This is a genomic window from Cellulomonas sp. P2_F12, from assembly GCF_056403775.1.
The window spans coordinates 174501-186477 of the sequence record NZ_JBFUEV010000006.1; the positions used below are offsets into that span (position 1 = coordinate 174501).

An 11977-nucleotide genomic window follows, 5' to 3' on the forward strand; every position below is an offset into this window, starting at 1 on the left:
CCACCGATGTCGTCCTCCTTCCCCTGGCTGACCGCCCTCATCGTCGTGCCCCTCCTGGGTGCGGCGGCGCTGTGGCTGCTCCCCGCCAGCCGCACCCGAGCCGTCGCCCTCGGCGTGGCCCTGCTCGAGCTGGTGCTCGGCGTCCTGGCTCTCACCGCGTTCGACGTGGCCGACGCCGGCACCGTCCAGCTCACCGAGGTCCACGGCTGGATCCCCGCGTTCGGGGTGTCCTACGCCGTCGGCGTCGACGGCGTCGGGCTCTCGCTCGTGCTCATGTCGGTGCTGATCGTGCCGCTGGTCGTGCTCGCCGCCTGGCGCGAGCAGGGCGCCCTCACAGTCGCCACCGACCAGCTGCGTCGCTACCTGGCCCTCGTGCTGCTGCTCGAGGCCTTCATCGTCGCGGTGTTCTCCGCGCGGGACGTGTTCTTCTTCTACGTCCTGTTCGAGGCCATGCTCATCCCGGTCTACTTCATGATCGGCATGTTCGGCGGCGCCCAGCGGCGGTACGCGGCCGTGAAGTTCCTGCTCTACTCGCTGACCGGCGGCCTGATCATGCTGGTCGCCGTCATCGCCCTGTACCTGCAGGGACCGGGCGGACCGCAGGGCTTCCTCACGGACAACCTCACCGGCCTGACGCTGAGCTCCACCACCGAGAAGCTCATGTTCTGCGCGTTCTTCCTGGCCTTCGCCATCAAGGCGCCCATGTTCCCGGTGCACACCTGGCTGCCCGACGCCGCGCAGCAGGCGCCGGCCGGGACCTCGACCCTGCTGGTCGGCGTGCTCGACAAGGTGGGCACCTTCGGGATGCTGACGCTGTGCCTGCCCCTGTTCCCGGACGCGTCCCGCTGGGCCGCGCCCGTGATCATCGTGCTGGCCGTGGTGTCGATCCTGTACGGCGCCCTGCTCGCCATCGGGCAGAAGGACCTGATGCGGCTCATCGCGTACACGTCGGTGTCGCACTTCGGGTTCATCGTGCTCGGCATCTTCGCGTTCACGTCGACGTCGATCGCCGGCTCGTCGTTCTACATGGTCAACCACGGGCTCTCCACCGCGGCGCTGTTCCTCATCGCCGGCTTCCTCGTGGCCCGGCGGGGGTCGCAGCAGATCGCCGACTTCGGCGGCCTGCAGAAGGTCGTGCCGGTCATGGCGGGCACGTTCCTGGTCGCCGGCCTCTCGGCCCTGGCGCTGCCCGGCCTGTCGACCTTCGTCAGCGAGTTCCTGGTGCTGGTCGGCACGTTCGCCCGGCACCCCGCGGCGTCGATCGTCGCCAGCCTGGGCGTCGTGCTCGCCGCGGTCTACGTGCTGTGGACGTACCAGCGCATCTTCACCGGGCCCGTGCGGCCGGGGCTCGAAGGGATGGCGGACATCGTCGCGCGGGAGAAGTGGGTCGTGGCGCCGCTGCTCGGCCTCATGGTCGTGTTCGGGTTCGTGCCCGGCCCGGCGCTCGACCTGGTGCGACCGCCCGCGTCGGTGACGCTCGAGCAGGTGGGCATGCAGGACGTGCCGACCGCCGCAACTGAGGGGAGCAACTCGTGACCGACTTCGTCGCACCCACGGTCGCCTGGGCTCAGCTGAGCCCGATCATCATCGTGCTGCTCGCCGCCGTCGTGGGCGTGCTGGTCGAGGCGTTCGTGCCGGCCCGCGTCCGGCGCACGGTGCAGCTCTCGCTGGCGATGGCCGCGCTGTTCGGCGCGATCATCGCGGTCGCCGCCCTGTGGAGCGGCGTCGAGGACACCGGCGGCACCATCGTGCTCGGCGGCTCGATCCTGGTCGACGGGCCCACCCTGGTGCTCCAGGCCACGATCGCACTGCTGGCGGTGCTCTCGCTGCTGATCATCGCCGACCGCACGTCGACCGGTGAGGACGCGTTCGCGCCGAACGCCGCCGCCGTGCCCGGCTCCGACTACGAGGAGCTGGCGCGACGCAAGGGCGTGCAGCAGACCGAGATCTACCCGCTCGTGCTGTTCGCCACCGGCGGCATGCTGATCTTCCCCGCGGCGGGCGACCTGCTGACGCTGTTCGTCGCGCTCGAGGTGCTCTCGCTGCCGCTCTACCTGCTCACGGGCATGGCCCGACGCCGGCGCCTGCTCTCGCAGGAGGCGTCGATGAAGTACTTCCTGCTCGGCGCGTTCTCCTCGGCGCTGCTGTTGTTCGGGATCGCTCTGCTCTACGGGTACTCCGGCTCGCTGCGGTATGCCGACATCGCCACGGCGACGGCCACCCCGGGCGGCCTCGACAGCCTGCTCCTGGTGGGGTCGGTGCTCCTGCTGTCCGGCCTCCTGTTCAAGGTCGGCGCGGTGCCGTTCCACACGTGGACCCCCGACGTCTACCAGGGTGCCCCCACGCCGATCACCGGCTTCATGGCCGCCTGCACCAAGGTCGCCGCCTTCGGTGCACTGCTGCGGGTCGTCTACACCGTGCTGCCCGACCTGCGGTGGGACCTCGGCGTGGTGCTCTGGACGGTCGCGATCCTCACCATGATCGTCGGCACCGTGGCCGCCCTGGTGCAGACCGACATGAAGCGCGTGCTCGGGTACTCCTCGATCGCGCACGCCGGGTTCATCCTCACCGGCATCGTCGCGCTCAACCAGGCCGGCATCGTGGCCGTGCTCTTCTACCTCCTGGTCTACGGCGCTGCGACCATCGGGGCGTTCGGCATCGTGTGGCTGGTCCGTGAGCGGGCCGCCGGCACGGACGGCGACGGTCCCGGTCCCGTGCTCGGCGAGGCCACGCACCTGTCGCAGTGGGCGGGCCTCGGGCGCACCCACCCGCTCCTGGCGGTGACCTTCGCGCTCTTCCTGCTCTCGTTCGCGGGCATCCCGCTGACGGCCGGCTTCGCCGGGAAGTTCTCCGTGTTCTCGGCGGCGGTCGACGGCGGCGCCTGGCCGCTGGCCCTGATCGGCGTGCTGGCGTCGTCGGTGGCGGTGTTCTTCTACGTGCGGATCATCGTGCTGATGTTCTTCACGCAGCCGTCGGGCGTCGACGAGGAGGTCCCGGACGTGGCCGCGCTCGCGCCGACCGTCGAGGGCTTCGCGCTGGTCGGCGACTCGGCCGTGGCGGTCGAGGCGGTGCCGCAGGTGGACACGCGGTCGGCCGTGACCACGACGGTCGTCGGCAGCGAGGGCTTCGCCGTCGTGGCCATCGCGGTCTGCGCGGTCGTGACGATCGTCCTGGGGGTGGCCCCGTCGCCGGTGCTGGAGCTGATCTCGAACGTCGCGACGTTCCTGCCGTGAGCCTGACCGTGTCCGGCGGCGTCCGTGCGCCGGGATAGGTTCATGCCGTGACTTCGATGACGGCCTTCCCGCTGGCCGATCCTGACCTGGCCGACCGGTTGACCGTGCGCCTCGCGCTGGTCGAGGAGCGTCTTCGCGACGCCGTGACCAACGTGGACCCCCTGGCCGACGACGCGTCGCGCCACCTGGTGAACGCCGGAGGCAAGCGACTGCGGCCCCTGCTGACGCTGCTCGCGGCCGAGCTGGGCGACGGCTCACGCCGCGAGGTGGTGGACGCGGCCGTCGTGGTCGAGCTGACCCACCTGGCCACGCTCTACCACGACGACGTCATGGACTCCGCGCCGCTGCGGCGCGGTGCACCCGCGGCCCACGAGGTGTGGGGCAACTCGGTCGCCATCCTCACGGGCGACCTGCTGTTCGCGCGGGCGTCGGCCACGGTCGCCGGGCTCGGTCCCGACGCGGTCCGCATCCAGGCGGCCACGTTCGAGCGGCTGTGCCTCGGTCAGCTGCACGAGACCGTCGGCCCGCGGCCCGAGGACGACCGGGTCGCGCACTACCTGCAGGTGCTGGCCGACAAGACCGCGTCGCTCATCGCCACCTCCGCGCGGTTCGGGGCGATGTTCGCCGGCTGCCGGCCCGACGTGGTCGCCATCGTCACGGCCTTCGGCGAGAAGATCGGCGTCGCGTTCCAGCTGGCCGACGACGTCATCGACCTGACGTCGGACGGCGTGGTGACCGGCAAGACCCCCGGCACGGACCTGCGCGAGCGCGTGCCGACGATGCCGGCGCTGCTGCTGCGCGCCCGCGCGGACCGCCCCGACGCCACCGAGCAGGACCGTCACCTGGTCGCCCTGCTCGACGGGGACCTGTCCGGCGACGACCACCTCGCGGCGGCCGTCGCGGCCCTGCGCGTGCACCCGGTGGTCGACGAGACCCGCGACCGGGCGGTCGCGCTCGCGCACGCCGCGGTGCGTGAGCTCGAGCCGCTGCCCGCGGGACCCGTGAAGGATGCGCTCGTGTCCTTCGCCGACGCCCTGGTGGACCGCGCGTCCTGAGCCTGTCGGCGCCCCCCGGTCTGGCACCATGGCGGCGCGGTCCCGCTGCGGGTCCGCATCCGGAGGACCGCCGTTGAGCACTGCACCGATCGAGCCGACCGTCTGCCGCGAGTGCGGCGGGCCCCTCGCGCCCGCCGACGTGTTCTGCGACGACTGCGGCTCGCGCGTGCCGTCCGCCACCATGTCGTACCCGCCGGTCCCGTCGTCGGCGAGCGTCCCGCCGCCCGGCACAGGGATCGTCTGGGGCGGCTCGATCCCGAGCGGCTCGGCGCCTCAGCCCCCGCCGCTGGTGCCGCCGCCCCCGCCGGGTCCGCCCCCGGGCAGCGGCTCTCCCCGGGTCACGCGTCGGGCTGCCCAGGGTCCCTCCGCCGTCCCGGTCACCCCCGGCACCGTCGCCCCGGTGGGCACCCGGGTCCTCGCGTACGCGCTCGATCTGCTCGTCGCCGTGGTCGTCGCCGGGCTCGGCTGGGTCGTCGCGCGCGAGCTCGGTCTCGGGCCCGTCCTGCTCCCGGCGGCGCTGGTGCTGGCGCTCCTGGTCGGCCAGTGGGTCGCCGAGGCCCGGACCGGGGCCACGATCGGCGGCGCGATCACGCGGATCAGGACCGTGTCGACGAGCACCGGCCGGCCCGCCGGGCTGCGCGTCGTGCTCGTCCGGCAGCTCGTGGTCGCCGTGGGCTCCGTCGTCTGCTTCGTGGGCCAGTGGGTCGTCGTGGCGTCCGGCGCCTGGGACCACAGCCCGGCCCAGCGGGGCTGGCACGACAAGGCCGCCGGGACCGTGGTGCTGCGCGCCCGGGCGGTGCGGCGTCCCGCGACGGGTTCGCCGCGGACCGCGTCGGCGTGGAACACGGCGGACGCCCGCGCCGCGGGCGTGGCCGGAGCCGTCGAGGTGGACGAGGTCGAGCCGTCGTTGATCGAGGTCCCCGTCGTCGTGGCCGCGCCGGTGGCCTCGCCCGACCTCGTCGTCGAGCCCGCGCCCGACGTCGCGGGCCCCCCGCAGCGCACGACCGTCGACGGGGCCGAGCGGCCGCTGATCACGGGGATGCCCGGCATCGGTCCGCAGGTCCCCGTGGCGCCCGTCGCGGCCGCCGCGCCGCTGATCGAGGTCCCGTCGTTCGTCGTCGCCCCGCCGCCGGAGGACCCCGACCCGGCGCAATTCGTGGCTCCCGTGCCCGTGTCGGTGCCGGAACCGGAACCGGAACCCGAGGCGGCCCTGGAGGACGACCCGGGCCTCGGCGAGCTCGAGCTCACGCGTCTGCGCCCCGACGCCCCGGCCGCACCGCTCCCGACGCCGCTGCACCTGCGCTTCGACACCGGCGAGGCAGTCGAGGTGACGGGCGACGGCCTGGTCGGTCGCAGGCCGGCGCCGGAGGACGGGATCGTGCACGTGGTCGCGATCGACGACCCCGACCGGTCGATCTCGCGGGTGCACCTGGCGTTCGGCCTCGAACCGGGCGGCCGACGGCTGTGGGTGGCGGACCGGGCCTCGACCAACGGCACGGTCCTGGTGGCCCCCGACGGCACGGGCACGGTCCTGCCGGCGGGTGCTCGGGCGACGGTCGAGCCCGGCTGGACGATCCGCTTCGGCCGCCGGAGCGTCCAGCTCAGCAGCTCCTGACCTGCGGACGCGCCGCGACCCGTAGCATGTGCGCGGCGGCTGACCGGTCCGCCGCGGTCCGAGCCGGTGGAGGTGGTCGTGCACACGCCGACGACCTCTGCGGCGGTCCGATGATCGACGACCGCGTCCGGCTGGACGTCGGGGTCGCGACCGCGCAGGGCCAGCGGGCGCGCAACGAGGACAGCGTCTGGGCGGCGGACGGTGCGTACCTCGTCGCGGACGGCATGGGTGGCCACGAGGCCGGCGAGGTGGCTAGCCGGACGGCGATCGAGGTGCTGCGGGGCCTGGCCGAGGGCGTGCCGGGCCCGGACGACGCCCGCCGGACCGTCCGTGCCGCGCACGCCGCCGTCCGTGACCTGCCGGCCAGGACAGGCAGGCGCCCGGGCACGACGGCCACGGGTGTGGTGCTCACCGAGCACCGGGACATCCCGTGCTGGCTCGTCGTCAACGTGGGTGACTCGCGGACCTACCGGATGGCCGGCGGCGTCCTCGAGCAGGTCACGCTCGACCACTCCGAGGTCGCGGAGCTGGTGGCCAGCGGCCTGGTGCCCGCCGACGAGGCGAGCCGCCACCCGCGGCGGAACGTGGTCACGCGCGTGCTCGGCGGCGGCGCGTCCAACGTGGAGCCGGACGTGTGGCTGCTCCCGGTGAGCCCGGGGGACCGCATGCTCGTGTGCTCGGACGGGCTGACCGACGAGCTGTCGGACGCCCGGATCCAGGCCGAGCTGCGCGCCGAGGACGAGGCGCAGGCGGCCGCGGACCGGTTGGTCGCGGCGGCGCTGGCGGCGGGCGGCCGGGACAACGTCACCGCGATCGTGGTCGACGCGACGCTCAGCCGGCGCTGACCTCGACCGAGCGGCGACCGAGGCGCTGGGCGCGGCCCGTGCGCACGCCGTCGACGGTGAGGATCACCAGGGCGACCCAGACCAGCCCGAACCCCCACCAGCGGGCGGCGGGCATCTGCTCGCCCAGCACCAGGACACCGATGATGAGCTGGATGGTCGGCGCGATGTACTGCAGGAGTCCCAGGGTGGACAGCGGCAGGCGTCGGGCCGCGGAGTTGAAGAGCAGCAGCGGGACGGCGGTGACCACGCCCGACGAGGCGAGGATCAGCGCGTGCCCGAGGCCGTCGGTGGTGAGCGTCCCGGTCCCGGTGGCGCCGAGCCACACCAGGTAGCCGAGCGCCAGCGGCGCGAGCACGAGCGTCTCCACGGCGAGGCCCGGCACGGCGCCGACGCTGCGGCCCACCCGGTTCTTGATGAGGCCGTAGAACCCGAAGCTCAGCGCGAGGGTCAGCGCGATCCACGGCAGCTGCCCGTACCCGACGGTGATGACGACGACGGCGGCGGCGCCGAACCCGAGCGCCACCCACTGCACCGCCCGCAACCGCTCGCGCAGCACGACGACCGCGAGCGTGACGGTCACCAGCGGGTTGATGTAGTACCCCAGCGCCGCGTCCACCACGCGGTCGGTGAGGATGCCCAGCACGAACACGAGCCAGTTGACCGCCAGCAGCACCGCCGCGATCGAGAGCAGGCCGAGGGTGCGCCGGTGGCGCAGGGCGGCGAGGAACGCGCCCCACGTCCGGGTGACCCCGAGCAGGACGGCGCAGAAGACCAGCGACCAGACCACCCGGTTCGCGACGATCTCGACCGCTCCCGCCGGCTGCAGCAGCGGGAAGTACAGCGGGAGGATCCCCCAGAGCACGTAGGCGCCGGCACCGGCCGCGAGCCCGAGGGCGTCCAAGGGGGCGATGGCCGGGCGGGCGGCCGTGGGGGAGTCGGGCACGGGAGGAGCCTAGGTGTGGTTGACGGGGGCAGTTGACGGGTCCGGAGGTGTGCCGCGCCGCCCCTGAACCCGCCGCGAGCCGTCTCACGGATGTCCAGATGCTGGCGCGCGGCTGAGGGTCGCCTCACCGGCGGTCCTACACTGGTCCGAGCACAGTCCTGCACGGTGCCGTCGGTCGTGTCCGCAACCGGCACGACGCACCCGCCCCGCAGGGCTCCCCTGATCGGAAGGCACCCGCGTCCCGTGAGCACCCCGACTCTGCGAGTGGCCGTCGTCGGCGCAGGACCGGCCGGCATCTACGCCGCCGACATCCTGTCGAAGACCGACCTCGACGTCAGCATCGACCTCTTCGAGCGCCTGCCCGCGCCGTTCGGCCTGGTCCGGTACGGCGTCGCGCCGGACCACCCGCGGATCAAGCAGATCATCGTCGCGCTGCACAAGGTGCTCGAGCGTGGCGACATCCGCCTGCTGGCCAACGTCGACTACGGCACGGACCTCAAGCTGGACGACCTGCGCCAGTTCTACGACGCCGTCATCTTCTCCACGGGGTCGATCCGCGACGCCTCGCTGCCGGTCCCGGGCATCGACCTCGAGGGCTCCTACGGCGCCGCCGACTTCGTGTCCTGGTACGACGGCCACCCGGACGTCCCGCGCACGTGGCCGCTGAACGCGCAGCACGTGGCCGTCCTCGGCGCCGGCAACGTGGCGCTCGACGTGGCCCGCATCCTGGCCAAGCACGCCGACGACCTGCTGCCCACCGAGCTGCCGGGCAACGTCTACGACATCCTGAATGCCTCGCCGGTCACCGACGTGCACGTGTTCGCCCGCCGCGGCCCGGCCCAGGTGAAGTTCTCCCCGCTGGAGCTGCGCGAGCTCGGGCACGTCCCGGACGTCGACGTCATCGTCTACCCCGAGGACTTCGACTTCGACGAGGGCTCGATGGCCGCCATCCACTCCTCGAACCAGACCAAGCAGGTGGTCAAGACCCTGACGGACTGGACGCTGAAGGAGCCGGAGGAGAACACCGCGAGCCGGCGCATCCACCTGCACTTCCTGCACAAGCCGGTCGAGATCCTCGGCGAGGACGGGCACGTCGTCGGCATCCGCACCGAGCGCACCGCGCTGAACGGCGACGGGAACGTCACCGGCACGGGCCAGACGCACGACTGGCCGGTCGAGGCCGTCTATCGCGCGGTCGGCTACTTCGGCTCGCCGCTGGTCGACATCCCGTTCGACGACATCGCCGGCGTCATCCCGAACCGCGAGGGCCGGGTGGTCGACGTCGACGGCGAGCACCTGCCGGGCGTGTACGCCACGGGCTGGATCAAGCGCGGCCCGGTCGGCCTCATCGGCCACACCAAGTCGGACGCGTCGGAGACCATCCGTCACCTCGGCGAGGACGTGGCCGAGGGCGGCGAGGCGTTCTACACGGCCACCGACCGCGACCCCGAGGCCGTCACGGAGTTCCTCACCGGTCGCGGCGTCGACGTCATCACGTGGCAGGGCTGGGAGCTCCTCGACGCCTACGAGCGCTCGCTGGGCGAGCCCCACGGCCGCGAGCGCGTGAAGCTGGTCCCGCGCGACGAGATGGTGTCGGTCTCGCTCGGTCGCGCCTAGAACCACCCGCGACGTCCGAGCAGCTGCAGGCCAGAGCCCGTACCTGCTCGGACGTTGCCGTCTGGCGGGGCGCGCTCAGCCCGTGATGCGGCGCAGGAACTCGCGCGTGCGCTCCTGCTGCGGGTTCCCCAGCACCTGCTCGGGCGTGCCGCGCTCGTGCACGCGTCCCTCGTGCAGGAAGCAGACCTCGTCGGCGACCTCGCGCGCGAAACCCATCTCGTGCGTGGCGACGACCATCGTCAGCCCGGTCTGCTTGAGCTCCGCCAGCAGCGAGAGGACCTCGCCGACGAGCTCCGGGTCGAGCGCGCTGGTGACCTCGTCGAGCAGCATCACGGCAGGCTTGCCGACGAGCGCGCGGGCGATCGCGACGCGCTGCTGCTGACCGCCCGACAGCTCGTCGGGGAACGCCTGCGCCTTGTCGGCCAGCCCGACCCGCTCGAGCACGGCCAGGGCCTCGGCCAGCGCCTGCTCGCGCGGGACCTTGTGCACCAGGCGCGGGGCGAGCGTCACGTTGTCGATGACGCGCAGGTGCGGGAACAGGTTGTAGGCCTGGAACACCATGCCGATCCGGGCGCGGACCGCGTTGGCGTCGAGGCGGGGGTCGGTGATGTCCTGGCCCTCGAGCTCGATGACGCCGTCGTCCAGGTCCTCGAGCAGGTCGATGCAGCGCAGCAGGGTGGACTTGCCGGAGCCGGACGCGCCGATCAGCACGACGACCTTGTGGCTGTGCACGTCGAGGGACAGGTCGTCGAGGACCACGTGCTCGCCGAAGGCCTTGCGGACCCCCTTCACCGACAGCAGCGGCGCGCCCAGGCTGAGCTTCTTGCCGGGCATCGGGTCGCGCATCCGGCCCGGGGTCATCGCAGCGCCCCGCCGCCGGCCAGCGCGCCCTGCGAGCCCACCCAGCCGGAGCGCTTCGCGAACGCGTCCGTGAAGCGGGTCAGCGGGATGGTCAGGGCGACGAACAGCACGCCGGCGACGACGTAGGGCGTGAAGTTGGCGTAGCGGGCGGTCTCGATCTGCGCCGCTCGGACGGCGTCGATGGCCCCGAGGATCGAGATGAGGCCCGAGTCCTTGGACAGCGCGACGAGGTCGTTGAGCAGCGGCGGGACGACCCGGCGCACGGCCTGGGGAAGCACCACGTGCCGCATCGCCTGCGCGTGGGTCAGGCCGAGCGAGCGCGCGGCGGCCACCTGGGACGGATGGATCGACTCGATCCCCGCCCGGAACACCTCGGCCACGTACGCGGAGTACGTGAGCACCAGCGCGAGCCCGCCGAGCCAGACCGCGGACGTCGGGATGCCCTGGAGCCGCAGCCCCGGCAGCCCGAAGCCCACGAGCAGCAGGACGAGGATCAGCGGGAGCCCGCGGAACACGTCGACGTACCCGGTGGCCAACGCCCGGACGGGGTAGAAGACCGGGCCCCGCAGGGTGCGCGCGAGCGCCAGGATCATCGCGAAGATGACGATGAACACCGCGCTGACCGCCATGACGCGGATGTTCAGCCACAGCCCGCGGAGGATCGCCGGGAACGACGCGGTCGCGACGTCCCAGTCGAAGAACGACGCCTTGACCCGCGGCCACCCCGGGGACGAGGTCAGCGCGAGGACGGCGACCGCGACGAGCGCGATCGTCGAGACCACGGCGACGAGCGTCGACCGGCGGGTGCGAGCCTGCCGGTAGGCGTCCCGCTCCTGCTGGCGCTCCGAGGGCACCCAGCTCACTGGAGGACCGGTGCACCCGCGGCGTCGGTGAGCCACTGCGCCTCGAGGTCACCCAGCGTGCCGTCGGCGTCGAGCGCGTCGACGGCGTCGGTGACCGGGCCCGTCAGCGAGCTGCCCTTGTCCAGCACCAGCCCGAACTGGTCGCCGCCCGCGCTGTCGGGCAGCTGCCCGACCAGGATCCCGCCGTCGAGCTCGGCCGCGGTGATGTAGAGCGCGGTCGGCAGGTCGACGACGATCGCGTCCACGAGGCCCGACGTGAGGGCCTGCTTGACCTGGTCGTTGTCGTTGAACGGCGACACGGGCGTGGTCGGGTCGATGACGTCCTGGGCGGCCGTGAGGCTGGTCGTGCCGACCATGGCGCCGATCTTGAGGCCCTTGAGGTCGGCGAGCGACTTCGCGGCCGCGCCCGGGGAGCTCTCGAGCGTCACGACGGCCTGCGTGGTCGTGTAGTACGGCGACGAGAAGTCGAGGTTGGCCTTGCGCTCGTCGCTGATCGACACCTGGTTGATCGCGAAGTCGAACTTCTTGGCACCGGGCGCGATGATCTGGTCGAAGCTCGCGACCTCCCACTTCACGTGGTCCTTGTCGAAGCCGAGCTGGTCCGCGACGGCGTACGCCACGGCCGACTCGAAGCCCTTGCCGCTGCTCGGGTCGTTGTCCACGACCCACGGCTCGTACGCGGGGTCCGAGGTGGCGATGGTCAGCACACCCTCGTTCACCGTGGCGAGGCTGCCGTCGCTCGGGGCGGTCCCCGCGTCGTCGGTAGGCGCACACGCGGCGAGCGCCAGGGCGGCGAGGGCTGCGAGGGCGGTCCAGCGGGCTGTGCGCACGGCGTTCACGGTGATCTCCGAGGGGCTGTCGTGGGGAAGTGGGGCAAGGATACGAGGGAACCCGCGCGCAACGGCACGCGTTCCACGGGTGGCACGCACGTGAACGGAGAGAGGG

General features: G+C 72.9%; 10 protein-coding genes. 6 read left to right on the forward strand and 4 right to left on the reverse strand.

Annotated elements, in window-relative coordinates; genetic code table 11:
• Positions 1-6: 6 nt before the first annotated feature.
• From AC1DWH_RS14485 to AC1DWH_RS14505, 5 genes are all read left to right on the forward strand, one after another.
• Positions 7-1536 (forward strand): NADH-quinone oxidoreductase subunit M, encoded by a 1530-nt coding sequence (locus AC1DWH_RS14485; protein WP_477094264.1) that lies wholly within the window; start codon positions 7-9, stop codon positions 1534-1536.
• Positions 1533-3233, forward strand: a complete 1701-nt coding sequence (gene nuoN / locus AC1DWH_RS14490) for an NADH-quinone oxidoreductase subunit NuoN (protein ID WP_477094265.1) — start codon at positions 1533-1535, stop codon at positions 3231-3233. The genes AC1DWH_RS14485 and nuoN overlap by 4 nt, the downstream gene beginning before the upstream one ends.
• Positions 3234-3289: 56 nt before the next feature.
• Positions 3290-4288: a polyprenyl synthetase family protein gene (locus AC1DWH_RS14495; protein WP_456845706.1), complete on the forward strand. Its 999-nt coding sequence runs from the start codon at positions 3290-3292 to the stop codon at positions 4286-4288.
• Positions 4289-4361: 73 nt separating this feature from the next.
• Entirely contained in the window at positions 4362-5903 is a 1542-nt protein-coding gene (locus tag AC1DWH_RS14500; protein ID WP_477094266.1) for an RDD family protein, read from the forward strand.
• A gap of 110 nt (positions 5904-6013) precedes the next feature.
• Entirely contained in the window at positions 6014-6748 is a 735-nt protein-coding gene (locus AC1DWH_RS14505) for a PP2C family protein-serine/threonine phosphatase (RefSeq protein WP_477094267.1), read from the forward strand.
• On the opposite strand, the gene rarD is transcribed toward AC1DWH_RS14505, so the two are convergent.
• Positions 6735-7691, reverse strand: coding sequence for an EamA family transporter RarD (gene rarD / locus AC1DWH_RS14510; RefSeq protein ID WP_477094268.1), 957 nt, complete (start codon positions 7689-7691; stop codon positions 6735-6737). The genes AC1DWH_RS14505 and rarD overlap by 14 nt on opposite strands.
• A gap of 243 nt (positions 7692-7934) precedes the next feature.
• Here rarD and AC1DWH_RS14515 point away from each other — a divergent pair, with 243 nt between their 5' ends.
• Positions 7935-9308 carry an FAD-dependent oxidoreductase gene (locus AC1DWH_RS14515; RefSeq protein WP_477094269.1) on the forward strand — a complete coding sequence of 458 codons (1374 nt, stop codon included), beginning with the start codon at positions 7935-7937 and terminating at the stop codon, positions 9306-9308.
• Positions 9309-9383: 75 nt separating this feature from the next.
• Here the strand turns inward: AC1DWH_RS14515 and AC1DWH_RS14520 are convergent, their stop codons facing one another.
• Genes AC1DWH_RS14520 through AC1DWH_RS14530 form a run of 3 tightly spaced genes read right to left on the reverse strand, consistent with a single transcriptional unit; the run spans position 9384 to position 11862 of the window.
• On the reverse strand, positions 9384-10169 hold the full coding sequence (locus tag AC1DWH_RS14520) for an amino acid ABC transporter ATP-binding protein (protein ID WP_477094270.1): 786 nt from the start codon (positions 10167-10169) through the stop codon (positions 9384-9386).
• The gene (locus AC1DWH_RS14525) at positions 10166-11032 is read right to left on the reverse strand and encodes an amino acid ABC transporter permease (RefSeq protein WP_477094271.1); all 867 of its coding nucleotides are present in this window, start codon (positions 11030-11032) and stop codon (positions 10166-10168) included. The genes AC1DWH_RS14520 and AC1DWH_RS14525 overlap by 4 nt, the downstream gene beginning before the upstream one ends.
• On the reverse strand, positions 11029-11862 hold the full coding sequence (locus AC1DWH_RS14530) for an ABC transporter substrate-binding protein (protein ID WP_477094272.1): 834 nt from the start codon (positions 11860-11862) through the stop codon (positions 11029-11031). Before AC1DWH_RS14530 ends, AC1DWH_RS14525 begins: the two co-directional genes overlap by 4 nt.
• Positions 11863-11977: the final 115 nt, after the last annotated feature.

Coding starts and splice junctions, on each gene's coding strand:
- AC1DWH_RS14485 (WP_477094264.1), top strand. CDS start 7: ATGTCGTCCTCCTTCCCCTGGCTGACCGCCCTCATCGTCGTGCCCCTC.
- AC1DWH_RS14495 (WP_456845706.1), top strand. CDS start 3,290: ATGACGGCCTTCCCGCTGGCCGATCCTGACCTGGCCGACCGGTTGACC.
- AC1DWH_RS14505 (WP_477094267.1), top strand. CDS start 6,014: ATGATCGACGACCGCGTCCGGCTGGACGTCGGGGTCGCGACCGCGCAG.
- AC1DWH_RS14520 (WP_477094270.1), bottom strand. CDS start 10,169: ATGACCCCGGGCCGGATGCGCGACCCGATGCCCGGCAAGAAGCTCAGC.